This window comes from Natrialba sp. SSL1 (assembly GCF_001861355.1).
Lineage (GTDB): Archaea > Halobacteriota > Halobacteria > Halobacteriales > Natrialbaceae > Natrialba.
This window is the reverse complement of record NZ_MASN01000035.1, coordinates 55,575-80,908: the sequence shown is the minus strand read 5'-3', so window position 1 is coordinate 80,908 and position 25,334 is coordinate 55,575. Positions and strand designations below refer to the sequence as shown.

The 25,334-nt window shown below is 62.9% G+C and carries 27 protein-coding genes and 1 tRNA gene; 12 read left to right on the top strand and 16 right to left on the bottom strand.

What is annotated here, in order from left to right:
* Window positions 1-31: 31 nt before the first annotated feature.
* A complete protein-coding gene (citE, locus tag BBD46_RS11415; protein WP_071401837.1) occupies window positions 32-1,075 on the top strand; it encodes an L-malyl-CoA/beta-methylmalyl-CoA lyase in 1,044 nt (347 codons plus the stop codon).
* A gap of 68 nt (window positions 1,076-1,143) precedes the next feature.
* On the opposite strand, the gene BBD46_RS11410 is transcribed toward citE, so the two are convergent.
* The 3 genes from BBD46_RS11410 to BBD46_RS11400 all read right to left on the bottom strand — a co-directional run bounded on the left by BBD46_RS11410 (window position 1,144) and on the right by BBD46_RS11400 (window position 2,454).
* A complete protein-coding gene (locus tag BBD46_RS11410) occupies window positions 1,144-1,395 on the bottom strand; it encodes a hypothetical protein (RefSeq protein ID WP_071401836.1) in 252 nt (83 codons plus the stop codon).
* A 137-nt stretch (window positions 1,396-1,532) separates the two neighbouring features.
* Window positions 1,533-1,616 (bottom strand) — tRNA-Ser (locus tag BBD46_RS11405).
* A gap of 40 nt (window positions 1,617-1,656) precedes the next feature.
* Window positions 1,657-2,454 (bottom strand): hypothetical protein, encoded by a 798-nt coding sequence (locus BBD46_RS11400; RefSeq protein ID WP_071401835.1) that lies wholly within the window; start codon window positions 2,452-2,454, stop codon window positions 1,657-1,659.
* A gap of 168 nt (window positions 2,455-2,622) precedes the next feature.
* Here BBD46_RS11400 and BBD46_RS11395 point away from each other — a divergent pair, with 168 nt between their 5' ends.
* Window positions 2,623-2,847 carry a hypothetical protein gene (locus BBD46_RS11395; RefSeq protein WP_071401834.1) on the top strand — a complete coding sequence of 75 codons (225 nt, stop codon included), beginning with the start codon at window positions 2,623-2,625 and terminating at the stop codon, window positions 2,845-2,847.
* A gap of 22 nt (window positions 2,848-2,869) precedes the next feature.
* On the opposite strand, the gene BBD46_RS11390 is transcribed toward BBD46_RS11395, so the two are convergent.
* The 4 genes from BBD46_RS11390 to BBD46_RS11375 all read right to left on the bottom strand — a co-directional run bounded on the left by BBD46_RS11390 (window position 2,870) and on the right by BBD46_RS11375 (window position 5,314).
* The gene (locus tag BBD46_RS11390) at window positions 2,870-3,481 is read right to left on the bottom strand and encodes a uracil-DNA glycosylase (protein WP_071401833.1); all 612 of its coding nucleotides are present in this window, start codon (window positions 3,479-3,481) and stop codon (window positions 2,870-2,872) included.
* 92 nt (window positions 3,482-3,573) lie between these two features.
* Window positions 3,574-3,843 carry a hypothetical protein gene (locus BBD46_RS11385; protein WP_071401832.1) on the bottom strand — a complete coding sequence of 90 codons (270 nt, stop codon included), beginning with the start codon at window positions 3,841-3,843 and terminating at the stop codon, window positions 3,574-3,576.
* A complete protein-coding gene (locus tag BBD46_RS11380) occupies window positions 3,840-4,916 on the bottom strand; it encodes an Mrp/NBP35 family ATP-binding protein (protein WP_071401831.1) in 1,077 nt (358 codons plus the stop codon). Before BBD46_RS11380 ends, BBD46_RS11385 begins: the two co-directional genes overlap by 4 nt.
* A gap of 56 nt (window positions 4,917-4,972) precedes the next feature.
* A complete protein-coding gene (locus tag BBD46_RS11375) occupies window positions 4,973-5,314 on the bottom strand; it encodes a hypothetical protein (RefSeq protein ID WP_071401830.1) in 342 nt (113 codons plus the stop codon).
* A gap of 111 nt (window positions 5,315-5,425) precedes the next feature.
* Between BBD46_RS11375 and BBD46_RS11370 the strand changes: the two genes are divergently transcribed.
* The 3 genes from BBD46_RS11370 (at window position 5,426) to BBD46_RS11360 (ending at window position 8,076) form a co-directional block, all read left to right on the top strand.
* A complete protein-coding gene (locus BBD46_RS11370; protein WP_071401829.1) occupies window positions 5,426-5,800 on the top strand; it encodes a DUF5783 family protein in 375 nt (124 codons plus the stop codon).
* A 56-nt stretch (window positions 5,801-5,856) separates the two neighbouring features.
* Window positions 5,857-6,708, top strand: a complete 852-nt coding sequence (locus BBD46_RS11365) for a translation initiation factor eIF-2B (protein ID WP_071401828.1) — start codon at window positions 5,857-5,859, stop codon at window positions 6,706-6,708.
* A gap of 81 nt (window positions 6,709-6,789) precedes the next feature.
* On the top strand, window positions 6,790-8,076 hold the full coding sequence (locus BBD46_RS11360) for a TIGR00341 family protein (RefSeq protein ID WP_071401827.1): 1,287 nt from the start codon (window positions 6,790-6,792) through the stop codon (window positions 8,074-8,076).
* A 24-nt stretch (window positions 8,077-8,100) separates the two neighbouring features.
* Here BBD46_RS11360 and BBD46_RS11355 read toward each other — a convergent pair whose 3' ends face one another.
* A complete protein-coding gene (locus tag BBD46_RS11355; RefSeq protein ID WP_071401826.1) occupies window positions 8,101-8,811 on the bottom strand; it encodes a ThuA domain-containing protein in 711 nt (236 codons plus the stop codon).
* Between the two features lie 260 nt (window positions 8,812-9,071).
* On the opposite strand from BBD46_RS11355, the gene BBD46_RS11350 reads away from it, so the two are divergent.
* Complete coding sequence (locus BBD46_RS11350; RefSeq protein WP_071401825.1) at window positions 9,072-10,262, top strand: Gfo/Idh/MocA family protein; 1,191 nt, start codon at window positions 9,072-9,074, stop codon at window positions 10,260-10,262.
* Window positions 10,263-10,541: 279 nt separating this feature from the next.
* On the opposite strand, the gene psmB is transcribed toward BBD46_RS11350, so the two are convergent.
* Both psmB and BBD46_RS22655 read right to left on the bottom strand, forming a co-directional pair.
* Window positions 10,542-11,273, bottom strand: a complete 732-nt coding sequence (gene psmB, locus BBD46_RS11345; RefSeq protein ID WP_071401824.1) for an archaeal proteasome endopeptidase complex subunit beta — start codon at window positions 11,271-11,273, stop codon at window positions 10,542-10,544.
* Window positions 11,274-11,488: 215 nt separating this feature from the next.
* Complete coding sequence (locus tag BBD46_RS22655) at window positions 11,489-11,659, bottom strand: hypothetical protein (RefSeq protein WP_006167408.1); 171 nt, start codon at window positions 11,657-11,659, stop codon at window positions 11,489-11,491.
* 367 nt (window positions 11,660-12,026) lie between these two features.
* Here BBD46_RS22655 and BBD46_RS11340 point away from each other — a divergent pair, with 367 nt between their 5' ends.
* Together BBD46_RS11340 and BBD46_RS11335 are read left to right on the top strand one after the other, a co-directional pair.
* Window positions 12,027-12,380: a DUF555 domain-containing protein gene (locus tag BBD46_RS11340; RefSeq protein ID WP_006654748.1), complete on the top strand. Its 354-nt coding sequence runs from the start codon at window positions 12,027-12,029 to the stop codon at window positions 12,378-12,380.
* A gap of 147 nt (window positions 12,381-12,527) precedes the next feature.
* Complete coding sequence (locus BBD46_RS11335; RefSeq protein WP_006167411.1) at window positions 12,528-13,067, top strand: CBS domain-containing protein; 540 nt, start codon at window positions 12,528-12,530, stop codon at window positions 13,065-13,067.
* A gap of 95 nt (window positions 13,068-13,162) precedes the next feature.
* Here the strand turns inward: BBD46_RS11335 and BBD46_RS11330 are convergent, their stop codons facing one another.
* Window positions 13,163-13,576, bottom strand: a complete 414-nt coding sequence (locus BBD46_RS11330; RefSeq protein WP_071401823.1) for a helix-turn-helix transcriptional regulator — start codon at window positions 13,574-13,576, stop codon at window positions 13,163-13,165.
* Window positions 13,577-13,801: 225 nt separating this feature from the next.
* On the opposite strand from BBD46_RS11330, the gene BBD46_RS11325 reads away from it, so the two are divergent.
* Window positions 13,802-14,356, top strand: a complete 555-nt coding sequence (locus tag BBD46_RS11325) for a hypothetical protein (protein ID WP_071401822.1) — start codon at window positions 13,802-13,804, stop codon at window positions 14,354-14,356.
* A gap of 45 nt (window positions 14,357-14,401) precedes the next feature.
* On the opposite strand, the gene BBD46_RS11320 is transcribed toward BBD46_RS11325, so the two are convergent.
* The 3 genes from BBD46_RS11320 to BBD46_RS11310 form a co-directional block, all read right to left on the bottom strand.
* Window positions 14,402-15,382, bottom strand: coding sequence for an aldo/keto reductase (locus tag BBD46_RS11320; RefSeq protein ID WP_071401821.1), 981 nt, complete (start codon window positions 15,380-15,382; stop codon window positions 14,402-14,404).
* A gap of 297 nt (window positions 15,383-15,679) precedes the next feature.
* Complete coding sequence (locus BBD46_RS11315) at window positions 15,680-16,210, bottom strand: hypothetical protein (RefSeq protein WP_071401820.1); 531 nt, start codon at window positions 16,208-16,210, stop codon at window positions 15,680-15,682.
* Window positions 16,207-18,726, bottom strand: a complete 2,520-nt coding sequence (locus BBD46_RS11310) for a penicillin acylase family protein (protein ID WP_071401819.1) — start codon at window positions 18,724-18,726, stop codon at window positions 16,207-16,209. The genes BBD46_RS11315 and BBD46_RS11310 overlap by 4 nt, the downstream gene beginning before the upstream one ends.
* A 178-nt stretch (window positions 18,727-18,904) precedes the next feature.
* Here BBD46_RS11310 and BBD46_RS11305 point away from each other — a divergent pair, with 178 nt between their 5' ends.
* Complete coding sequence (locus BBD46_RS11305) at window positions 18,905-19,258, top strand: winged helix-turn-helix transcriptional regulator (protein ID WP_071401818.1); 354 nt, start codon at window positions 18,905-18,907, stop codon at window positions 19,256-19,258.
* A gap of 81 nt (window positions 19,259-19,339) precedes the next feature.
* On the opposite strand, the gene BBD46_RS11300 is transcribed toward BBD46_RS11305, so the two are convergent.
* Window positions 19,340-19,786 carry a UPF0179 family protein gene (locus BBD46_RS11300; protein ID WP_071401817.1) on the bottom strand — a complete coding sequence of 149 codons (447 nt, stop codon included), beginning with the start codon at window positions 19,784-19,786 and terminating at the stop codon, window positions 19,340-19,342.
* 52 nt (window positions 19,787-19,838) lie between these two features.
* Entirely contained in the window at window positions 19,839-20,261 is a 423-nt protein-coding gene (locus BBD46_RS11295; RefSeq protein ID WP_071401816.1) for a DUF5820 family protein, read from the bottom strand.
* 707 nt (window positions 20,262-20,968) lie between these two features.
* On the opposite strand from BBD46_RS11295, the gene BBD46_RS11290 reads away from it, so the two are divergent.
* Together BBD46_RS11290 and BBD46_RS11285 are read left to right on the top strand one after the other, a co-directional pair.
* Entirely contained in the window at window positions 20,969-23,041 is a 2,073-nt protein-coding gene (locus BBD46_RS11290; protein WP_071401815.1) for a PrkA family serine protein kinase, read from the top strand.
* 1 nt (window position 23,042) lies between these two features.
* Window positions 23,043-25,328, top strand: coding sequence for a PrkA family serine protein kinase (locus BBD46_RS11285; protein WP_071401814.1), 2,286 nt, complete (start codon window positions 23,043-23,045; stop codon window positions 25,326-25,328).
* Window positions 25,329-25,334: the final 6 nt, after the last annotated feature.

Below are 25,334 nucleotides of genomic sequence, written 5' to 3'. Positions count from 1 at the left end.
GTTTCCAACAAACAACATACCGACATCAGCTATGACCGACGACATCCGACTCTGCCGAACCTTCCAGACCGCACCGGCCGCCGTTCCGAAAGACGACTCGGCGAAGTACCTCGTCTCCGGCCTCGCAGCCGAGGGCTTCCAGGCACCCGACTGGCTCGTCCCCGACTTAGAGGACGGCACCGCACCCGACATGAAAGCCGAGGGCCTGGAGAACACCATCGACCGCGTGCCCGAGTACGACTTCCCCGGCGAAATCTGGCCCCGCGTTGAGTGGAGCTACGAGGATGAAGTGTATCGTGAGAAGGGCCGGAACCAGATCGACCAGCTCGTCGCCGAACTCGGCGACGAAATCGAGGGCGTCGTCGTCCCCAAGGTCGGCCGACTTGAGGACGTGAAACGCGCCGCCGAGGTCGTCGCCGAGGCCGAATCCGAACACGGCTATCCCGACGGCTCGATCGGTCTCTCGATCATCATCGAGACGGGACGCGCGAAGTCCGATCTCCGAAAGATCGCAAAATTCGGCGAGGACTCCCGACTCACTGCGCTCGTCTTCGGTCCCGTCGACTACACCGCCGAACTCGGCGGCCGCGACCTCGGTGACGGTCGCCCGCGCTGGGACGGCCTTCTCGAGGAACTTTCGAACGAGGCCAGTGCCGGCGGCCTGCTCTCGATCGGCGGCCCGTTCGACGACCTGTTCAAAGAACGCGCCGGGCTGACCTACTACAACGCCGACGCCTACGCGGATCAGGTCGAACACGAAGCACACCTCGGTCTCGACGGCTCCTGGTCGCTCTATCCCAAGCAGACCATCCAGGCCAACACGATCCACATGCCGACATCCGAGGAACTCGAGCGCGACGTGAGCAAGATCGAACGGTTCAACGAGGCCAAACGCGAGGGAACCGGTGCCGTGACGCTCGACGGCCAGATGGTCGACGAAGCGACGTTCAAGGTCTTCCGTAACACGATCCAGCAGGTCCGCGCGATCGACGAGACGCGGCCCGCCCAGACCGAGGAACACTACGACGACGCACTGCTAGAGCGAGCGCGGGAACTCGAGTTGTCCTACCGGTAGCACACTTTTTGTGCCTTCGGTCGCAGTATAACGTCGACAGAACGACCGTTTTTCGGGAGTCGTTGTTTCTACGCGCTGGTACTGGGACTGGAAACGTTGATCTCGTACCACGCCAGCAACGTACAGCCGAGGAGCACGGCGAGACCGGTCAGTCCTCCAACGAGAACGACGTGGAGCGCGGTTGTCTCGACGAGATGCGGGACGATGAGGTTTCCCACGATAGCGCCGATTCCGGCAGCAAAGCCGCAGGTGAGGATGAGAAGTCGAGGGTGGTCCCAGGGCTCGAGACTCGTCGAACAGAGCCGTTCGCGGTACGTCATAGAATCCTGTTAGCAGTATCCCATAATAGGTGTACTGAACGGTATCTTCGATATTGGACTTGCGTCGCTCGTTGTGTAGTGCTCGTGAGAAACGGTGGGGATGGGATTTGCTCCTCACGTATTGTTCGTCGCAAAAGCGGTGGGGATGGGATTTGAACCCATGAGGCTTGACAGCCACCTGCTCTCAAGGCAGGCGCGTTGGGCCGCTCTGCCACCCCACCTCACTTGCGTCTTCCTCGTGCGTTCAAAAAGGGTTATCGGTTACGACCGCTCGAGTTGCTCGTCATCGCCAACCGAGAGCCCCAGCTCAGAGACCACCGCTGCCGTCGCCGTCGCACGCAATCGCCCGGCCTGTTCGCGAGCTTCCAGCATCGCGAGCGTCGCACACAGCCCCGCTTCGGTCCCGATCGTCGGGAGCATGGGCGCGAATCCAATTCTGTGGTCTGCGGCTGCCGCCTGCGTCGCGAGCGTCGATACCGCCGGCGTCTCGTCGGCGTCGGTAAAATCAATCGGCTCGCTGAAGCCCGCGAAGTACGCCCGCCCGTTCGATGACGGACCAATCACGGTGTCGTGGCGGCGCAACGACATTGCCGCCCCGTCGATTTCAGTCCGGGCAACGAGCGGCACCGTCGGCTCGAGTACCCCCACGGCGTCAGCCCCCTCGCGCTCGAGGAGGTGGGTGACAGTGTTGCCGATGCGCGCCGCGTGTGTGGAGCCGACCTGGCGTTCGAATCTGACGGGGCCGTCATCGTCTGCACTGTCGGCAGCGGCGACCGACTCGAGTGCATCCGCAGCGAGCGTTCGGATTTCGGCTTCGGCTTTGGCGTCGGTGTCGGCGTCTGTTTCGGTATTGTCGCCGATGAATTCGGCGGGAAGTGTGTCCTCGTCGCGGTAGTTGAGCAGCACCTCGCCGCCGCTTTGTTCGGTAGCGCGGAGTGTATCGGTGACGGCGGCTTCGTAGAGCGCGACGGCGTCGGAGTCGGTGAGTGGTGTCGATTCGACGAGCGACGACAGCACGAGTCCCGGACGCGGCGGGTCGACAGGAACGACGACGATCATGTGCGGTGGTGGGGGCCGTGAACTCTTGAACGCGGCGTTTTGGTGGGCGCATTGTCGAAGACGGGTCGTGCCAGAGCAATCGGGAACAGGACATATCGAACGGACTCACAACACGACAGCACCACGAAACTCGGACGTATTATAATCGTGGAGTCTGTGCACTCGCGTATGGCTACTCGATCACTTACGATTCCGGGACTGCTCGGCGCGCTGTCCGTCGGCGTGCTGGCCGTCCTCGGCGTCTACGGATTCGTCACTGGCTACCTACTCGAGTCCCCCGGTGCGTTGTTCGTGCCGACGGTTGCGACGTTCGGGCTCACGGTGGTTGTCGTGGGAGTGTTGGTCGTTCTCGGCGCGCGCTCGAAGCGCTGGCGGCAGAATCCGTACTGGTAGTATAGCGTCTTCTCGGCAGTTCTTACCGCTCCTGCCGTCCCTTCGTTTGGCGATAATCCGACGCCATCAGCGACGCGAAGTGCTCGACCCACGCCTGCGTCTGGTCCTGTGACTGCTCGCGCGGATCGATCATCGGAACCAGTTCGAACCCGCGGCCGCGGATCGTCGTCGCGTGTGCGTCGGGCAGCGTCAACTCGTCCGCGGGCGTCGTGGTGTACTCGGTCCCGAGTTCGGTGAGTGCACGCTCGCCGACGGGAATCAGGATCTCGGGGTTGATCATCCGAATCTCGGCGTTGAGGTAGGGCTCGCAGGTACCAATCTCCTCGTCAGTCGGCGGCCGCTCCGGATCACGACAGCGCGTGAGATTCGTCAGGTACACGTTCTCGAGTGCAGGCCGGTCTGCAGGCGAGGTCGCATCGCAGAGGGCGAGGCGTTCGAGGATGCGACGGAGGTCCGTCTCGGAGTCCGTGTCGGCCGCCGGCGGTCGGGCAACCAGCGGAACTCTCGTCTCGTCAGCCGCCTCGGTCGGTCGCTCGCCGACGAACAGGAAGTCCGCGCCGACGTCGCCGTAGCCGTGGACGACCTGCGTGCGCGTCTCGCAGAGCGCCGGACAGTTCCGGCACTCCTCGTCCATGCTAAACGGGTTCGCCCGCGTTTGCTGATTCGCGTCCACAGCGGGTACTCGAGTGGCGTGACTAAAAACGCCGCGACTGCCGCTGTAGTGGGTCAGCGACCCAGGCCGCCGCGCTCGTTGACCTCGAGAATGAACTTGACGTTGCGGACGATCTCTTCGGGCGAGGTGTCTTCGTCTTCGTCGTAGAGGTCGCTGGTCCGGTAGAGGATGTTCGCGAGCTGCTTGCTCTCGCTCGAGTCGCCGCGGACGTCGTCGGCGACGGTTCGCAGGAACTCGACGCGTTCTGGATTAGAAGCGAACTCGCCGCCGTTGACGTCTTCACCGCCGTCCGTCAGTACCGCTGTCTCTTCAGCTCCCGTCATTGATCCAGCGACGGCGTGTCGTGCTGTCGGCCCTGGGAAACGCCCTGCCGGTGGACGATTCCCGTATTGTTCGCCACGTTCTGGGTGAGCGTTCGGAGTGCGTCGCCCGTCTCGCTGTCGTCATCGAGCACCGTCGGCTGGCCGCCGTCGCCACCCTCCCGAACCGCGGGATCGAGCGGGATCGAGCCCAGGAACGGCATGTCGTGGGTTTCGGCGAACTCCTCGCCGCCGCCGGAGCCGAAGATATCGTGTTCGCCGCCGCAGTCGGGGCAGGCGAACGTCGACATGTTCTCGGCGATGCCCAGTACGACAGTGTCGTGTTTGGCGAACATCTCGAGTCCCTTCCGGGCGTCGTCGAGTGCCACGTCCTGGGGCGTCGTGACGATAACCGCGCCCGTAACGGGCATCGTCTGAAGCATCGTTAGCTGCGTGTCGCCGGTCCCGGGCGGCAGGTCGACGACGAGGTAGTCGAGGTGCCCCCACTCGACGTCCTCCGTCAACTGCGTGATGACCTTGTGGACCATCGGACCGCGCCAGATGACCGGGTCGTCCTTCCCGGTGAGGAAGGCCATGCTCATCAGCTTCACGCCGTACTTCTCCGGCGGGACGAGCGTCTCGTCTTCGGTCGCCATCGGCGGCTCGTCGGCGTCAACCATCCGCGGCACGTTCGGCCCGTAGATGTCGGCGTCGAAGAGGCCGACGCGCGCGCCGAGTTGGGAGAGGCCGGCCGCGAGGTTGACCGCGACGGTCGACTTGCCGACGCCGCCCTTGCCGGAGGCGACGGCGATGATGTTCTTGACGTTCGGCAGTACCTGTTCGTCGGTTTCGAAGTCGTCTCGGTCGGGGATGCTCGCGGAGAGGTCCGGCTCGAGTCCCTCGCCTTCGAGCAGGCGGCGAATCTCGGCGGCGATGTCGGATTCGGTTGGCGAGTAGGGTGCGCCAAGCGCGAGATCGATGTCGACGGTGTCGCCCTCGACGGTGATCTCGTTGATCAGTCCGAGGGAGACGATGTCGTCGCCGAGTTCGGGATCCTCGACCGATCGGAGACGGTCGCGAACGGCGGCTTCGTCCATGTGGGAAGGTACTTCCGGGCGTCGAAAAGGGTTGTGTTCGTGTTGGAGGTGCGTGGTCACGGGCTGAAATCGAACCGTGGACCGCCGTACGTCGGCGGATCCGGTTCGAGTTCGACGCCCTGCTCGAAGCGCACGAAGTTGAGATAGAACGGCCGGCCACAGCCCTCGATCGGCTCTTCCGCGAGGTCGGTGACGGGGCCGTCCTCGCCGCAGATGAACGCGATACCGTCGGCGGCCTCGCGGGTCTCGAAGTCGTCATCGGGCGCGGCGTACTCCCAGCCCGGCTGTGAGTGTTTCGTGACCGAGCGATCCGCGAGGTCGGGGCCGCGCTCGATGCTGTGGACGGCGTCGCAGTGGGGACAGGTGTACCGGACGGTGATCGAAGGTGAAGCCGTCATTAGTGGTTCTAGGTCGCCACGCACCGTAAGCGTGCGGTCGCCGTTGTCGTTGTGCACCACGATGGCGGAGTGGAGCCGAATCGTTTACCCGCTGGGGCTCTCAGGGCCGGTATGACCGAGCGTGAGGACGAAATCGAAGCAGACACCGAAACCCGGGCCGAAACCGAGTTCGACCCCGAAAAGTTCGAGGAAAAGTACGTCTACTACTTCGAGGAACTCGAGTCGGCCTACTCGAATGCCTACCAGCAACTGCACGGGCGGGTGGACTCCGAGGTGCTGCGCGCGATCGACCGGCAGGTGCTGAGCGAAAGCGAGCCGATCTACGAAGGAAATGGCGAGTTCAGCATCGAGCTCCCCGACGATCCGAAAGAACGAGTCGGTGCCATCGGCGCTGATGAGGAACAGTTTGAGGCCGTCCTCTCCGAATTCACCGACCGGATCGAAGGTGAGTTGCAGCGACTCTTCGGATTCGATTCCGAAGAATAGGCCCGTCCACTGCTCGACCCGGAACACCTTTTGCGCTTACGAGAATCCTTGCAGGTATGATCGACGAGACGGTCGAGGAGATTCAGGACATGCAGACGCACAGCTCCTCGGTAGTCGCCGTGAACGCGACACGTGCACTCGAGGACCTGCTCGATCGCGAGTTCGCAACTGCCGAGGAATACATCCGGGCACTCGAGCGCAACGGGTCGGTGCTCCGACGGGCGAACCCGTCACACGCCTCGCTCCAGAACGCGGTTCGAGAGGTCGTCACAAACGTCACCGACGCCGACCCCGAGACCGTCGAGGAGGCCAAGGAACTGACGCAGGAACAGATCGATGTAGTCGTCTCGCGAGTCGAGTCCGCCAAGGATCGCGCCGCGGAGAACGCAGTCGAGCACCTCGCTGACGGTGCGACGCTGCTGACCCACGACTACTCTTCGACCGTTCTTGAGGCATTAGCGCAGGCGACGGCCGCGGGCAAGACGTTCGACGTCTACGTCACCGAGGCACGGCCGCGCTACATCGGCCGCAAGACGGTCCGTCAGCTCGCGGACCTCGACGGCGTCGAGCCGACGCTGATTACGGATAGCGCGAACGGCTACTACCTCGAGGAGTGTGACCGCGTGATCGTCGGGATGGACTGTATCGTCGACGATACGCTCTACAACCGCGTCGGAACGTTCCCGATTGCGGCGACAGCGAACGAACTCGACGTACCGGTGACAGTGCTTGGGTCGTCCTCGAAGCTGATTACGGAGGGCTTCGTCTTCGAGAACGAGTTCCGCTCTGGCAGCGAGGTCATGCCCGAACCCGCCGAAGGATTCGGCGTTCGAAATCCGGCCTACGACGCGACGCCGGTGTCGCTGCTCGAGAGTGTGATTACGGACGAGGGACGGCAGACGTTCTGATCGGCGGAAATTCTGTTCTTCGCGGCTGACAGTCACGATCCCGTGACGACAGCCTATGCCACTGTCCGTCGTACTGGTAGTATGCGCCTCGTTCAGGTGTTCGTACCGGAGGGGGAGTTGGACCTCGTACTCGAGACGGCCGACGCGGCCGGGGTCGATTACGCCGTGTCGGCGGAGACGAGTCACGACGAGTTCGAGGCACTCGTCTCGATTCCGGTGCCGCCGGCCGGTGTCGAACCGCTCGTTGCGGAGTTTCGAGATGCGGGGCTGGCCGACGCCTCCTACACTGTCGTGACGGCTGCAGAGACCGTCGTCTCGGATCGCACCGACGATCTGCACGGGCGGTTCACCGGAACGCGAATCTCTCGAGAGGAGTTACAGGCACAGGCGGTCGACCTCGCGCCCGCGGCGTCTACCTACTACGTTCTGTTGGTCGTCAGCACAATCATCGCGACGGCCGGTCTGTTGCTCGACTCCGCCGCGACGATTATCGGTGCGATGGTGGTCGCCCCGCTCATGGGTCCCGCGCTCGCGGCGAGCGTCGGCGTGGTCGTTGACGACGACGACCTCGCACAGCGCGGAGTCATTCTGCAGGTCGTCGGCCTGCTCGCCGCCGTTGCGACCGCCGCGATACTCGGCTGGCTGCTCCGGGGGTCGGTATTGCTCCCGCCCGGCTTCGATATCACGACCGTCCCGCAGATTCAGGAGCGGATCACACCAAACGTGCTGGCGCTGTTTCTCGCGCTCGGCTCCGGTATCGCGGGCGTCATTAGCCTCATCCGAGATGTCGGGTCGGTGTTGGTCGGCGTCGCGATCGCCGTCGCGCTCATCCCGCCGGCCGCGACAGCGGGCCTGGGAATCGCCTGGGGACATCCCGAAGTGGTCATTACCGCCGGCACGCTCGTCCTCATCAACCTGCTCTCGATCAACCTGACCGCCCTGCTGTTGCTCTGGTTCTCCGGCTACCGGCCACAGAAGATCGGCAATATCGACCGCGTTTACGGTCGTCTCCGAGCGCGTGTTGCCGTGATCGTCGTCGTCATCGCCGTCCTCTCGCTCGTCCTCGGCGGCGTCACCTACGGCACGTACCAGACTGCTTCCGTCGAACACGACGTCCAGACCGAACTCGCCGCAATGAGCGACGACCCCGAATTCGGCGACCTCGAGTTTCAGGAGGTCTCCATCCAGTACGAACTGATCGACGTCTACACCGGCGACCAGCCTGCAGTCACCGTGCTCGTCGAGCGCCCGCCCGGCGAGACGGAGCCACCCGACTTCGCCGAGCAGGTGCGCGAGCGGTTAGAGTCGGCGACTGGAACCCAACTCGAGGTCGCGACTGAATTGGTGGATACGCAGCGAAGCGGTTGACCGATCGTGCTAGATTTGCCCCACTTAGGCCCGCTCACCGAACGACCGCGGTGCCCCCTCGTGCGGAGTCGCCCACTCGACGGCGTTTTGCAGCACCTGCTGAATCTCCTCGTTCTCGTAGATCGGATACGTCTCGTGGCCCGGCCGGAAGTAGAAGATGCGGCCGCTGCCACGGCGGTAACAGCAACCGCTGCGGAACACCTCGCCGCCCTCGAACCAGCTCGTAAAGACCAACTGGTCCGGCTCGGGAACGTCGAACGGCTCGCCGTACATCTCCGTCTCTGGGAGCTCGATACACTCGCCGAGGCCGTCCGTGATCGGATGCCCGGGGTCGACCACCCACAGCCGCTCGGTCTCGCCGTCCTCGCGCCACTGAAGGCTGCAGGTCGTCCCCATGAGCCGCTTGAAAATCTTCGAGTAATGCGCCGAGTGGAGGACGAGTAGGCCCATGCCCTCGAGTACCCGCTCCTGAACGCGGTCGACGATTTCGTCTGCGACCTCGTCGTGTGCTTCGTGGCCCCACCAGAGCAGGACATCCGTCTCGTCGAGTACGTCCGCAGTGAGACCGTGCTCGGGTTCGTCGAGCGTCGCGGTCTGGACCTCGTACTGGTCGCCTGTCGCTCCCGTCCGGAAGCATTCGGCAAGGGCTTCGTGGATCCCGTCTGGATAGATGGCCGCGACCTCGTCGTCCTCGCGCTCGTGTCGGAACTCGTTCCAGATCGTAATCGTTCGCATAGTTCCCTCTCCAGTGTCGAGTCCCTTAGCTCACGTGATCGGGGTAACGGCCTCCAGAGGACCTGTCACAGTGGCTGACTCACAGCACAACCCGAGAAATTAATCGGTCACAACCCTTATTTTGATCGCTGACTGCGTCCCTCTATGGACTGGGACGGGCCACAAACATCATCACTGCCGCTGGCTTCTCGCTGTATGACCTCTACATCCCACTTACACCGTCAGTCTCGGACGTGTCGAATCCGTCGGGGTGATCGCCGGTGATCGGCACCGACGTCGGTGTCGGCATCGTCGGCCTCGGTGGGATGGGAAACCACCACGCACGAAACGTCACGGAACTCGGCGCAACCGTCGTCGCCGGCGCTGATCTGGTCCCCGAGCAGCGCGACCGCTTCGCTGCCGAATTCGGCGCAGAAACCTACGAAACCCACGAGGACCTCGTCGTCGACGATGCAGTCGACGCCGTCATCGTCACCACGCCGAACCGCTTTCACGAACCGATCACGATCGACGCACTCGAGGCGGGCTGTGACGTACTCGTCGAGAAACCGCTCGCACACACCCTCGAGAGCGCAGAACGGATCGTCGAGGCCGAAGCCGAGGCAGACGGGTTCTGTATGGTCGGCTTCCACAACCGTCACGCGGCCTCGATGGCGATGTTCGAAGAGCACCACGCCCGCGGCCGCTTTGGCGAACTGACTCACATCGAGGCCAACTACATCCGCCGACGCGGCGTCCCCGGTCCCGGCTCGTGGTTCACCAACGAGGACCTCTCCGGCGGCGGTGCGCTGCTCGACATCGGCGTCCACGCGCTGGACCTCGCCCTCTACGCGCTCGATTTCCCCGAAATCACCGAGGTTTCGGGCGTCGCACGGACGACCTTCGGCGCACAGGAGGAGTACGCAGACCCCGACGGGTTCGGCGACAACTGGGATGCAAGCGCAGAGACGTACGAGGTCGACGACTCCGTCAGCGCCTTCATCCGCTGTGCCGACGGCCAGACGATCTCGCTCGAAGCCGCCTGGGCGACCAACCGCGAGGAAAGCATGGACTTTCGCATCCGCGGCACCGAGGCCGGTGCCCAGTTCGACATCGGTGACACCAACATGCAACTCCTCGGTGCCAGTTCCGCCGGCTGTGACCACTACACCGATACCCAGTTCACCGGCGATTCGACCCTGACCGGCTATAAGGAACAGGATGAGCGGTTCCTCACCGCCGTCGCAACCGGCTCCGAACCGGCGACAAACACGATCGACGAAGCGCTCGTCGTCCAGCGCGTCATCGACGCTGTCTACCGCTCGAGCGAGAGCGGGCGCTCCGAGCCGGTCGACTCTGTCGCTGGTGTGCACTCGAGTCCAAGCGAAGCGAGTAAAGCGAACGAAGCGAACGGAGCAGGAGAGACCGGCGAGACGGGTGAACTCGAGGCAGAGGCGGAAGCGGATTTCTGAGTGGGTATGCCTGCTCCTGTTCCTGTTCTTGTTCTTGTTCCTGTTGTCGTCACTGGTAGTATCGTTCTGGCGCTGCCCTGACCTGCTGACCCGTCCCCGTTTGTTCTCCGCTTTGCATGCTGTACGCTGCGTGTTATGAACATGGACAGCGGGCCGAGAAAGAGAACGTGTAGACTGTCCCTTTTGACGTGCGGTTCGAAAAGCGCCGCGTTCAATTGAGTCGCCCGCTCAAGCGGCAGGCGGTCGACCAGCGACCAGACGGAGAGACGATGCCGTCAGTTAAACGACTTCGTCGAAGTCGTGGTGGCCGTGGATGTCGACGCCTTCGTCCGTAATCTCACAGAGGAAGACACCGTTACCGGAGCCGGTGTCACGCTCTGCGGCGGACTTGATCGCGCGTGCAGCGATGGTCGTCGCCTCGTCGTTCGAGAGGTCCTCTTCGAACTCCTGCTCGAGCAGGCCGTAGGCGAGTTGCATCCCGGAGCCGGTGACGGTGTAGTCGTCTTCCATGACGCCGCCGGCTGGGTCGATACTGTAGACGTGGCTGCCTTCCTCGTCGACGCCGCCCAGAATCGGGTGGATGGCGAAGAACGGACCGCCGCGGGCGAAGTTGCCGGCGAGGGTCGCGAGCGCGTCCATGCTGATCGGCTCGCCGCGGCGGGCCTCGTAGAGGTTGACCTCGGCGCGGAGGCTGCCGATGAACGACTGTGCGCCGCCGACGCTGCCGACCATCGTCAGCGCGCCAGTTGGGTGGATCTGTTCGACCTTCTGGACGTTCTTGTTCGAGACGAAGCGCCCGCCAAGGCTTGCGCGCATATCCGTCGCGATGACGACGCCGTCAGCGGTTGAGATACCGATCGTCGTCGTCCCCGTCTTGTTCACGTTGTCGAGGTCCGCGCGCGAGAACTCGTTCTGGGGCATCGAGCCGACTTCCGGCTCGTATGGGTTCGGGTCGTCGGCCAGCTGGTTGACCGTCCGGGAGAAGTCCGAATTATGCTGTGGTGCTCGCATTGACCGAACGTTACGACCGGCACGATATAAAACATCGGCGGTCATCGTCCTTGTTTCCGGTTTGTTCACCGCCCGTCTGGCGCTCGTTCTGGTGTCGTCTGCGGGCGACGAAACCCGGCATGAAGCGTCGTGACACCTTCTCGGCCACGAATTCGGCGACGCCGCTCTAGATGGTGGTGAGTACGCCGCAAAACGAGTGCAGTGTCAGTACCTGCTCAGTGCTGTGCGCCTTCGTAGGCGTTCTCGACGGTGTCGATGAGGCGGTGGACCGGGAGTGTAATCCCAGCCTGGCGGGCGGCGATGGCGAGTGGCATGGCGACGATGCCGACCATGATGCACAGTTGGTACAGCGCGAACAGCGTTGCGTGGTACACGCGGGAGATCATCAGCGTTCAGGCGTGGCTCAGACGGGGGTGATATATAAAAGTTCGTTATTGCTAACATTCATAATGATTGTACCTGGCGAATCAGGTCGGTGCAGTCATGCGATTCAAGGGAGGTTGCGTTCGGACAAACTCAGGGTGTACTGGGACCGGAATCTGGCTAAGCGGGTGGCAATCGACACACTGAATTTGCATAACTTATGGAGGCCATTTCGTTCCCGTGCGCGCTCCTCGACGCGTCTGTGCCGTGTGTGGCTATGTCGTGTGTATCTCTCGCATACAAGTGTGGGCGATGTTTCGCGCTGAGATCGCCACGATAGGGGCGCGGCCGAACCGCAAGACAAGAAACCCCCCGGACCGACCACGCTGTATGGGCAACTATCTCGTCGCGATGGAAGCAGCGTGGCTCGTTCGTGACGTCGATTCGATAGACGACGCGATCGGTGTCGCAGTGAGCGAAGCCGGAAAGCGACTCAACAGCGAGAATATGGACTACGTCGAGGTCGAAGTCGGCGCGACGGGCTGTCCAGCCTGTGGCGAGCCGTTCGACTCCGCGTTCGTCGCGGCCCAGACCGCACTCGTCGGCCTGGGACTCGAAATGGAAGTGTTCAACGCCGACAGCGAGGAACACGCCTCCCGCATCGCAAAGAGCGAAGTCGGCGGCGCACTGCGTGACGTGCCGCTGTCGGTCGTCGAGATTATGGAAACGCCGGAGGACGAGTAACGGACGACCGCGACCACAGCGGCCGTCTCAGCCTCGAAACCGTAGTATGAAAGCGTGGGTGGCAGCAGGTACCGCCTCGACGCTTCTCGACCGCGAAGATTCACTCCCACCCAAAGCTCTTTCTATAACCCCTGGTTATTGGCTGCTATGGAACTGCCAACCCCTGCGGACCTGCGCCAGCGACGGACCGACCTCGGGTTGACCCAGAGCGAACTCGCCGAGACGGCGGACGTCTCCCAGCCGTTGATCGCCCGTATCGAGGGCGGCGATGTCGATCCACGCCTCTCGACGCTGCGTCGAATCGTCAACGCACTCGAGAAGGCCGAGAGCGACGTGGTTCGCGCGGACGACCTGATGAACGAAGCCGTCGTGAACGTAACGCCGGACGATCCGGTGAAAGAAGCGGCGCGAAAGATGGAAGAGGAGGCCTACTCCCAACTCGCCGTGATTCAGGACGGGATTCCGGTCGGCTCGATCAGCCAGAGCGACCTGGTTCATCTCGACTCGGCGGCCCGCGACGAGCCAATCGCAGATCACATGAGCGAGAGTTTCCCGACGGTGTCGAAGGATGCGACGCTCGACGAGATTAGCAACCTGCTGGAACATTATAAGGCCGTGATGATCACGGAAGCGGGCGAAACGGTTGGGATCATCACCGAGGCAGACGTTGCGTCGCGGTTCTCCTAAGCACCTGCGGTGCTGCGCTTCCGAGAACTTGAAGCTGGAAGGGGTGAGCGCTTGGCCGTTTGCGCGTTGTGGGAGGTCACCCGGACGACGACCGTCTACTCGAGTGCAGGTCGCGGCGCGTTTTCGTAGCGGATCATTTTCTCCGGTTTGTCGGAGATGGTCTCGTACAGTTGCTGGAGGGTTTCCTCCGCGGCGAGGACGTTGTGCTCGTCGAGGAACTGTCGGCCGTCGTCGGTGAGTGCGTAGAATTTCCAGGGGTAGCCCTGCTGGCGCTCGTCTTCGGGGAGGGAGACCTCGCGAACGACGCCGATGTCGATCAGTTTCTGGACGTGTTTGTAGACGGTTGCCTCACTCACACTGGGGTTCAACTGCTCGAGTTCGTACATCGAGGGCAGTTGTTCTGGGTGTTGGACGATGTTCGTGAGCAGTGCAAACCGGGTCTGTTGGGTGACGAAGTGGAGGAGTTCGCGCGCGTTCGACCCCTCGGCGGTCCCAAGCCGGGTACTCATACAGCGGCCTACGGACTGTATCACCAAGTAGTTTACCCCGAGGTGAACTACTCTGGGGTGATTTACCGTAGGATAAACCACTCCCGAAGAGTCGCTGCAAAAGAATCGGAAATGGTATTTCTGCCGATATGCGCTGTTTCAGGGCCTGTACCCGGTATCGGAAGAATCGGAAGAATCGGAAACGACCCGGAAACGACTATAATGGCGTGCCGATACGCATTGGATATGACCAACACCGAGCCACCCGTCCCCGAGTCGGTCCTGACGAGCGCTCGCGAGCGCCTCGAACAGGAAGAGCTCACCCTCGCCGACAACGAGGCCATCCTCCACTCACTGAGCGAGCTCACGCCGGTCTACGAGAACGAACGATCCTACTTCGTCCTCGGGAGTTACGACCGCGAGCCGATCCGCCGGCTCAACCTCGTCGTCGACCGGCTCAACCGCCGCACCGACACCTACGCCTTCCGCATGGTCGACGTCCGTGGCGAGTGGGAAAACGGCATCCAGAAGTTCTGTCTCATCGCGGACCTCGTCACCCACGTCGTCGGCATCGCCGAGAAGGAACCAAGCGACTTCCTCGTCGAACAGGGCCTCCTCGCGGGCACCACCGAGTTCTTCGAGAAGAGCTACGTCCTGAAGCGCGAGTATCCGGACGCCGAGGAGGACCATCCCTTCGGCTGGATGCAGGACGGCGTCTTCGAGCTACTCGAGTCCGAGGGAAGGCTCCACCGCTGGGAAACGGAGGAAGAACTCGCCGAGGCGGCGGAAGCGCTTCCCTGACGGAGCGGCCCCCCAAACCGTCCGCGTGCGTACGCGACGACTGGCTCAGGTGTGCCCGGACACCGGAACCGGCTCGTAGGGCTCTTCGAGATACGACATATCCGACGCGGACAGCGAGATGTCGAGCGCTTCGACGGCCTGCTCTAGGTGCTCGACGCTCGTCGTCCCGATGATCGGCGCGTCGACCCAGTCTTTGTGCAGGAGCCAGGCGAGGGCGATCTGTGCCATCGTGACGCCCTTTTCTGCCGCGAGTTCGGCTACGCGTTCGTTGATCTCCCTGCCACCGCCCTCGCGGTAGGGATGGTTGTACATGTGCTCTTCCGCTTCCCCGCGGGTCGTCGCATCGATGTCTTCGTGCGGGCGCGTGAGATAGCCGCGAGCCAGGGGCGACCAGGGAAGGACACCGATTCCTTCCTTTTCGCAGAGCGGCAGCATCTCGCGTTCCTCCTCGCGGTAGACGAGGTTGTAGTGGTTCTGCATCGTGACGAACCGATTGAGCCCAAGTTGATCGCTCGTGTGCAGCGACTCCGCGAATTGGTGGGCCCACATCGAGGAGGCCCCGACGTACCGAACGTGGCCCCGGCGGACGGCATCGTCGAGCGCCCGCATGGTCGTCTCGATCGGCGTGTCGTCGTCCCAGCGGTGAATCTGGTACAGATCGATTGTATCCACGCCCAGGCGCTCACGGCTGTCCGCAAGTTCCTGTTCGATTGTCTTCCGGGAGAGCCCCTGCGAGTTCGGATCGTCGTCTCGCATCTGGTGGTAGACCTTGGTCGCGACGACGGCCTCTTGCTGGTAGTCGAACTCCGCCAGGGCATCGCCAAGAATGCGCTCGGACTCGCCTCGCGAGTACATATTCGCGGTATCGAAGAAGTTGATCCCGAGGTCGATCGCGCGATCGATTATTTCCTTACTCTCCTCGTCTTCGAGCACCCACTCGCGCCAGTCCGAAGAGCCAAAGCTCATGCAGCCGAGACAGAGGCGACTCACTTCCATGCCGGTGGTACCGAGTGTCGTGTACTCCATACGCGTGCGTCGACGAGAAGGGTGAAAACAGTACTGTCCGCCGACGAACGGTATCGGAGAGCGCTTCTGGCTCCATCAGATTTTAGTGTTGAATGGCCATACAGTCACGTGCATATGACGGACGAACACACTGATCGAGAAACCCAGCGCACCGACGAGGATAGTGGCATCGTCTCGCGCATCAAGAACGTGTTCGACCGCGACTAGTGGCACAACACGGACACGACAGCACAGTCGATCGGTCGTTCTTCCGTCACCCCCGCTTTCTTGGGCCGCACCAAACGATGACAGCGCCAGCTACACGATCCCACGTACCAGCGAGCCGAGCACCGGCAACCCGATCGCCGCCCCCACGGTGAGGTAGACGATCGGTGCCATCTCGAGTACCTGCGCTGTCGCCCCGCCGAGGCTGATCACGAACAGGCCGAGGACGACGAGGCCGAAGCCAACCGCGGTGACCAGCGCTCGCCGGAACGTCGTCGAGACGAGTCCAACGAGCGCACCGCCGAGGACGAGACCGATCCAGTGGTACCACGCGAACACGACGCCGAGTCCGGCGGCGAGGACGAGCGCGACGGCGCGGCGGCGCGGCGTCGTTCGAATGGACTCGAGTTCCCGTTCCACGCTGGCGGGGATGCCGTCGCCGCCGAGTGTGCTGGTCGTTCTTCGTTCCAGTGTGGAGTCTGATTGCGACCGCGAGTCGGCTTCTGAATCCGGTTCTGAATTGGATTCGGGGTCGAGTTCGGCTTCGAGATCCGGTACAGACTCCGTCTGGTTTCGGTCCCCGTCCTCTCTCTCGCTGTCGTCACGACTAGGTTGTGACGTCATTTGTCACCCTCCACGACGAACGAGACATCCGGCTCGCCGTCGCCAGTCGTGCGGTCCATCGGCTTCTGCTCGCCGTTTCGCCACTGATCGAACTGATCGTCGTAGTGCGGCGAGAAGTAGTCACCCGAGTTCCCGCCGGGCAGGATCGCCGTCGCGTCACCACCGGGTTCGACGACCATCCGCCAGCTCGCACCGACTGCGGACTCGACGCGGTAGTTCTTGACCGTCGCCCGCGAGCCGTCCGTCGGTGCCGTCTCGTAGTCCAGAAACGGCGCTTCGACGGCGAATGGGTGCTCGATCGTCCGCGTCGAGTTCCAGTCGCCGTAGGTCTCCCAGCCCTCGGCGTCGATTTCTGAGTGGGCGTCCTCGAGTGCTCCAAGCATCGCCTCGGCCTTCGAACGGTCGTCGAAGACCTCGCCATCCTCGGGCAGCGTCGCGACGATCCAGTCGTTCGGATAGTACGACTCGTCGAGCCCTGCATCCTCGAACTCGGTTTCGAAAAGCTGGTGGCGGTAGTGGTCGAACCAGCGGGCGAACACGAGCGCGCCGCGGGAGTCGCGGTTCATCCGGTAGTCCCAGTCTGCGAGCGTGTCCGCCGTGTCGTCGAACTCGTCCGTCTCGCTCGCTGCGAGTGCGTCGAGCAGGTCCGGTACCAGCTGTTCTGCGCGCCCGTCGTACGTATCGTTCTGCAGTTCGCGATGGAAGTCGGGGTCCGTCGGCTCGCCGCCCTCGAGTTGCTCGTCGAGGCGGTCGTAAATCCGCTCGCCCCGGTAGGGTGCTGCGTAGGCGACGCCGACGTAGTGCTCCGGGTCGTCAGCCACGCGCTGGTTCGCCGTCGCGAGCACGTCCGGCTCGATCGCGTGCGGCTTCTCCTCGAAGGGGACGAACCCGTCCCAGGAGGATTCGCCGAACGGAGTAAAGCCCTCCCACTCACCCTCGCCCGCGGAGCCGTCGAAGATCCGGTTGCCGGATACCGGTTCGCCGTCGACTTCCCGAATCGGGAGTTTGCCGGTCGCGTAGTACATCGTCCGACCGTCCGCATCCGCGTAGACGAGATTCTGCGTGGGCAGGTCGAACTTTCGGGTGGACTCGAGTACCTCGTCCAGTCCGTCACTGCGCTCGAACTCGTAGATCGCTTCGGTCGTCCGCGTGGCTGTGTGGCCGGTCCAGGCGACGCCGACGGTCTGGCCCTCGCGTTCGAGGACGGGGCCGTGGACGGTTTTCCGGAGTGTCAGCGTTCGATTCTCGCCGCTCGCGACGGCGATTTCGCGCTCCTCGGTGTCGAACTCGCGCCACTCGCCCCGGTAGCGGTAGCGCTCGCCGTCCTCGTCGATGTCGTACTCGTAGCAGTCGAGGACGTCCGCGCCGACGTTGGTGAACGACCAGGTGCCGCTGTCGTTCGCGCCAGTGATGACGAACGGGACGCCGGGGAAGGTTGCCCCCCGAACCGATGTGGTGGGCGTCTCGACGTGCTGTTCGTACCACAGCGGCGGTGTCATCAGTGTGAGGTGGGGGTCGTAGGCGACGATCGGGAGCCCGCTTTCGGTGTGGTCGCCGGAGACGACCCAGCTGTTCGAACCGACGCCGGGCGGTGATTCGAACTGCGAGAGCCAACCGGTTAGTGCCGGACCGATGTTGGCGGTGGTGGTCGTGCCATTTTCGCCATCCTCGGGTAAGGGGTCACTAGCAGAACCAGCGGAGCCAGCGGATTCAGCAGATTCAGACCGTGGCGCAGTCGCTGTCGACACCGTGCCGATCCCAGCAGATTCGCCGTTGCCGGCGTCTTCCTCGCCGTTCTCGTTCAGTCGATCCGCTTCTATCTCATCCCGCAGAATCGGCACGTCGTGATCTAGTCGGTCCGGATAGAGTTCCGCGACGACATCGTCGCCGAGTCGCTCCGCAATCAACGCCTCGCGGAGCTCGCCGAAATTCCCCGTCAGATCCCACGAAATCTGCTTCTCCATCAGCATCGAGTCCACCGGCGTCCACGGCTCGGGTTCAGCGCCGAGTAGTTCGAACTCGAGTGGCAACTGTTCGTCCTCGATCACTGCGTTGACGCCGTCGGCGTAGGCTTCGACCAGCGGACCGGCAGGTGTGTCGGCGACGTGCTCCCACGTGGCCTCGGCTGCGCCGGCAAAGTCCATGGCGACGTGGAACTCGTCGTCGTCGAGCATCACCTCGCCGACGAGTTCGGACACCTGTCCGCGCATGACTCGTCGCTGCAGGTCGAACTGGAAGAGCCGGTCGAACGCCTGGGCGTAGCCGACGGCGAAGTAGGCCGCTTCCTCGCCGTCGGCGCTGATCGTGGGCACGCCGAACTCGTCGTAGCGGATGCTGGCCTCGCCGTGGGAACTCTCGACGGTTTCGGGGAGTGTGCGGTCGGCCGCGTCCCAGGCGTCGCCCGACAGGGGGGCGAACTGGTCGAGCAGGTCGTGGGCGTCGGTCAGCGCCAGTCCCCCGACACCGGCGGCGAGCACCCCGGCGAGAACGGTTCGCCGTGTGGTATCGTTCGTCACTATCCGGTAGCTGTTCCTACGACCACATAAACCGCCCTGTTGTTGTCTCGGTGCTGTGTGCTGGTTCGTCGCTCTGTGCCATCTGCCAGCGGAACAAACACGACGGGAGGCTAACACAATGTTAGCTGGTTCGCTTCCGAACTGCTATGGGGGTCCAGTGTGTAGGGGGAAGTGAACGATGTCATCGCCTCAAGCGAAGACCCGCGACGTAGACGCCAATGCGTGCCCCGTCATCCAGTCACTCGAGCAGATCGGCTCGCAGTGGCGACTGGCGGTCCTCCACGAACTGCTCGTCGGCGAACAGCGGTTTAACGAACTCAAGCGCTCGACCGGCGCGAACGCGCGAACGCTCTCGCGCGTCCTAGACGATCTCGGCGAAATGGGATTCGTCGAGCGCCGCATCGAAGAAGACGCCCCGATCGCGACCTACTACAGTCTCACCGACAAGGGCGAGTCACTCGAGCCGGTGTTCGACGAAATCGAGTGCTGGGCGGGAAGTTGGCTCGACGAGGATGTGCTGACCCGGGAGTGAAGGTCGGAAACGAACGAGAGAGTCGAACGTCGGTTTTTGACTGCGTGAAACAGTCAGAAGACGCTGCGCAACTGATCTGCCTCAGCCGTCCAGATCTAGTTCCACAAGTTGCAGCGACCGGTCGAGATGACAGACCTCGTGTGGCGGATCACCGAGAATGTCGCTGATCCGGTGTTCCTCGTCGAACGCCACGCCATCGGGCTCACAGAACTCGTGGCTCGGACACTCGACGTACGGGCATGGCCCCGAAAGGCTCGCCTTGCTCCCGGCGAACGAGCCCTTGCTCGGGATGTTCGCACGCACGGACGCCGGTTCGACTTCGACGGCGCGGACGCCGCCGTCGTGCATGGCGCACTCGAGTGTCTGTGCGTTTTCACGGACGGCGGTGACGCGGTATTTGGTGCCGGTATCGAGGTTGAGACACTGGCTTCGGTAGGGACAGCCCGCGCAGCCGTCGGCCTCGCCCTCGTAGACGAATTCGGTTCCCGGCTCGGCGAGACGGGAGCCGATGAGCGTGACAGTGGTCATACCCTGGAGTATTCACCACTCGCGGTTAAGCCTCACGTCACTGGGGAGACCCCTATTCCGGATCACCTGGCGTGGACGATCCGCGGCCCGTAAGCTCGTCCAACCGCTCGAAGTACTGCTCTCGGGGCACCTGATAACACGCGCGGTAGTCGACGTCACCGGCGTCGAACTGTTCGGCGAGATCGACTGCCGCTGTGAGCGCGTCGCTCCGGGTCGGAAAACTGGTACCGCCCTCGAGTGTCACCTCGGGTTCGAGATAGAACGTGACGTACCAGTCGGTCCGCCCCGTCGTATCACTCGGGTTCTGTCCCGGACGACGGGTTCGCTTGCCGTGCGTAAGGTACAGCGTCGGCAAACAGGGGGCAGGGAAGTCGTCGCCGTTGAACACGTCGGGTCGGTAGGCGAGAACGAGCCGACCGTCCTCGCCCTCGGACCAGACGGTCCAGGACTCCGGCAGGGACTCGAGTGTGGTCATGGCTGCGGGTTGGTGAAGCGTCCCTAAAGGTTCGTCGTGATCCACGGAGATCTGGACAGAGTGGGGGCAGTCGACTGGAATTCTCAGTCAGTGCGATCGATCCAGAAACACATAGTGGCGAACGTATCACCGTTTCTAGGAGAGCGCGCGCGAGCAAACCACGGTAATGCAGGCCGGGAATTTACGTCGCTACTCACGAAATGAGTGCCGTGGTATCAGTTGACAGCGCCGCGTACCGGTGCAAATTGCCGCTAATTCGCTCCTGACAAATATCTTTTGGGGCCAACGTTAAGTACCTGGATTACTCACTCATTAAATACTATCGGTATCCGTTCACCGAACCGATTTACCCCACGCCCGATCGTGGAACGCCGTCGTGCGAGACTCCAGACACGGTCATCTCGCACTGGTGCGTGGTGGGTGTTCGCACATGACACAACAGACCGTCGTCGCCGACGCTCGTCCGAGCGCGCCCTCGCCGAGAGACCCCGTCTCGGTCTGGAGGGGACCCACGAGAGTCACCCGCGGATCGGCTGTGACTGGCAGTCGAGCCGCCGATGAGCCACCAATGCAGGACCCACGCTGTTTCGTCGCCTCGTGCGTTTGCGAGAGCGCTCACAGGTACGATCACGGATCGACACCGACACCGACACTGACGACCGACGAACGCGACCCAATCGACGGGGATCCACAACTGGCAAGATAACATGACTGGTGACATCGAGACGCTCGAGGACCTCAGCGCGGAGTACAAGGAATCGATGCCCGCAGACCTGCGGGAGACCAAATCCTTCGACTGGTACCTAGAGGAGGTGTACACAGACCCCAAGGTGACCCGCAACGCCCACCAGCGCGTTGCGGATATGTTCGACTACTACGGCACCACCTACGACGAGACAGAGGGTGTCGTCGAGTACCAGCTAGCAAGTGAGGACCCGTTAAACGACGGCGAGAACACCTTCTACGGGAAGGTCATTCATCAATCGATTCACGAATTTGTGAACAAGGTGAAATCGGGTGCCCGCCGCCTGGGTCCCGAGCGGCGTATCAAACTCCTGCTCGGCCCAGTCGGGTCGGGGAAGTCCCACTTCGACAAGCAGGTTCGGGAGTACTTCGAGGACTACACGCTCCGCGAGGAGGGTCGGATGTACACCTTCCGCTGGACGAACCTCTGTGACGTCATCAAGGATCAGGACCCGGCCGACGACACCGTTCGTTCGCCGATGAATCAGGATCCGCTCGTTCTCCTGCCACGCGAGCAGCGCCAGCGCGTGATCGACGACATCAACGAGCGCCTCGATGCGCCCTACACGATCCAGAACGAGCAGTCGCTCGACCCCGAGAGCGAGTTCTACATGGACAGGCTGCTCGCCTACTACGACGACGACCTCCAGCAGGTACTCGAGAACCACGTCGAGATCATTCGCTTCATCGCCGACGAGAACAAGCGCCAGGGACTCGAGACGTTCGAGCCCAAGGACAAGAAGAACCAGGACGAGACCGAACTGACGGGCGACGTCAACTACTCGAAGATCGCCATCTACGGCGAATCCGATCCGCGTGCGTTCGATTACTCGGGTGCGTTCTGTAACGCGAACCGCGGTATCTTCTCCGGTGAGGAACTCCTCAAACTGCAACGCGAGTTCCTCTACGACTTCCTGCACGCCACCCAGGAACAGACGATCAAGCCGAAGAACAACCCGCGGATCGACATCGACCAGGTGATCGTCGGCCGGACGAACATGCCCGAGTACAAGGACAAGAAGGGCGACGAGAAGATGGAGGCGTTCAACGACCGCACGAAGCGGATCGACTTCCCGTACGTCCTCTCCTACGAGGACGAGTCGATGATCTACGAGAAGATGCTGAACAACGCCGACGTGCCGGATATCAACGTCGAACCCCACACACTCGAGATGGCCGGCCTCTTCGGCGTCCTCACCCGCATCGAGGAACCCGACGCGGAGACGGTCGACCTCCTCTCGAAGGCGAAAGCCTACAACGGCGAGATCGACGAGGGCGACGATATCGACATCAAAAAGCTCCGCGACGAGGCCGAGCAGAAGGCCGAGATCGGCGAAGGCATGGTCGGTGTTTCGCCCCGGTTCATCGGCGACGAGATCGCGGAGGCGATCATGGATTCCAAACACCGCTCGCGCGGGTTCCTCTCGCCGTTGACGGTGTTCAACTTCTTCGAGGAGAATCTGGAGCACCACGGCTCTATCCCCGAGGACAACTTCGAGACGTACTACCGCTACTTAGAGACGGTCCGCGAGGAGTACAAAGAGCGCGCCATCGAGGACGTGCGCCACGCGCTCGCCTACGATCTGGACGAGATCCAGCGTCAGGGCGAGAAGTACATGGACCACGTGATGGCCTACATCGACGACGACACGATCGAGGACGAGCTGACCGGTCGCGAGCAAGAACCCGACGAGACGTTCCTGCGCTCGGTCGAGGAGAAACTCGACATCCCCGAAGACCGCAAGGAAGACTTCCGCCAGGAAGTGAGTAACTGGGTCTCCCGCCGGGCGCGCGAAGGCGAGGCGTTCAACCCGCAGGACAACGAGCGCCTGCGCCGCGCCCTCGAACGCAAGCTCTGGGAGGACAAGAAACACAACATCAACTTCTCCGCGCTGGTGTCGGCCAACGAGTTCGACGACGACGAACGCTCCGCCTGGATCGACGCGCTGATGGAACAGGGCTACTCCGAGGACGGCGCGAAGGAGGTACTCGAGTTCGCCGGCGCGGAGGTCGCCAAGGCAGAGATGGAAGACTAATATGACCGGACACGACTACGTCACCGAGGCCGACCGGGAACTCGAGGAGACCTACGAGGAGCCGATGGCGCTCGCGGCGTACGTCGACCGGATCTTCGAGAATCCGACGATCGCCTCTCACGCCTCGAAGTACCTGCTCGAGGCGATCGAAGCGGCCGGCACCCGCACCGTGGTCGAGGAGGGTGAGGAGAAAGAGCGCTACCGCTTCTTCGACGATCCACACAACGACGGCGAGCACGCCATCCTGGGCAACACGGAGGTGTTGAACGGGTTCGTCGACGACCTCCGCTCGATCGCCGCGGGCCGGGCGAAAGACGAGAAGATCATCTGGTTCGAGGGACCGACGGCGACGGGCAAGTCCGAACTCAAACGCTGTCTCGTCAACGGCCTTCGAGAGTACTCGAAGACACCTGAGGGACGCCGGTACACCATCGAGTGGAACGTCGCCACCGCCGAGACGAGCGACCGCAGTCTGAGCTACGGCGTCGACCCGACGGCGGGAGACGATCAGAACTGGTACCAGAGCCCCGTCCAGTCCCACCCGCTGTCGGTCTTTCCGGAGCAAGTTCGCTCGCAGGTGCTCGCCGATCTGAACGAGCAACTCGAAGACCACGTTCCGGTTCGGGTCGACACCGAACTCGATCCGTTCTCGCGGGAGGCCTATGACTTCCTCGAAGAGCGCTACCGCCGGGAGGGAAGCGAGGAGTTGTTCTCGGCGATCGCCGACAGCGAGCATCTCCGGGTGAAGAATTACGTCGTCGACATCGGGCAGGGCGTCGGCGTCCTGCACTCCGAAGACGAGGGACGGCCGAAGGAGCGCCTCGTCGGCTCCTGGATGCACGGCATGCTCCAGGAACTTGACTCGCGCGGGCGGAAGAACCCGCAGGCGTTCAGCTACGACGGCGTGCTGTCGCAGGGTAACGGCGTCCTCACGATCGTCGAGGATGCCGCCCAGCACGCCGACCTGCTGCAGAAGCTGCTGAACGTACCCGACGAACAGTCGGTCAAACTGGACAAGGGCATCGGGATGGACGTCGACACCCAGTTGCTCATCATCTCGAACCCCGACCTCGAGGCCCAACTGAACCAGCACGCCGACCGCAACGGCATGGACCCGCTGAAGGCACTCAAACGCCGACTCGACAAGCATCGCTTTGGCTACCTGACGAACCTCAGCCTCGAGTCAGAACTCATCCGCCGCGAGTTGACCAACGAGACCGAGGTCTGGGAGGCCGACAGCTACGACGAACTCGAGGAGCGCATTCGCGAGCCGGTGCGGGCGACGATCAAGGGCCAGGACGGCGAGACGCGAACGCGCGAGTTCGCCCCGCACGCCATCGAGGCGGCAGCCCTGTACGCCGTCGTGACCCGACTCGATGAAGAGGACCTACCGAACGGGCTCGACCTGGTCGATAAGGCGCTGATCTACGATCAGGGCTATCTGCAGGAGGGCGACACCCGCCGCGAAAAGGACGAGTTCGACTTCGACGACGACGGCCACGACGGCGACCACGGCATTCCGGTCACCTACACCCGCGATACGCTCGCGGAACTGCTCCAGACCGAACGGGATCGTCACCACACCGACCTGGCCGTCGAGGATGTCGTCATGCCTCGCGACGTGCTGAACGCGATGGCCGAGGGGATGGCGAACGCACCCGTTTTCTCGACCGGCGAGCGCTCGGAGTTCGAAAACCGCGTCGTTCCGGTCAAGAACTACATCTTCGACCGACAGGAGTCGGACGTCATCGAGGCCATCATGCACGAGAAACGGGTCGACGAGGAGACTGTCGGCGAGTACGTCGAACAGGTCTACGCCTGGGAGACCGACGAACCGCTGTACAACGACCGTGGCGAACGGGTCGAGCCGGATCCGCTGAAGATGAAGCTGTTCGAAATCGAGCATCTCGGCCGGTTCTCCGAGGACGAGTACCAGGGGAACCTCCCCCGGGAAAGCGTCAGGAACTTCCGCCGCGAGAAGGTGATCACCTCCCTCAATCGCCACGCCTGGGAGCACCGCGACGAGGACTTCTCGGTGGCCGATGTCGACCTGGCAGCGATCCCCGTGATCAAGTCGGTCCTGGAGAGCCACGACTGGGACGACGTGAGTCGCACCTTCGAGGACTTCGACCCGCGCCAGTGGGACGACCCGCCGAGTGGGACCGAGACGGCGTCCGTCAAAGAGAACACGATCGAGACGATGGTGGAAGAGTTCGACTACTCCGAGGCGTCGGCCGAACTGACCAGCAGGCACGTTATGGGACAGGTGAGCTACAGATGGGACTGATTGCTG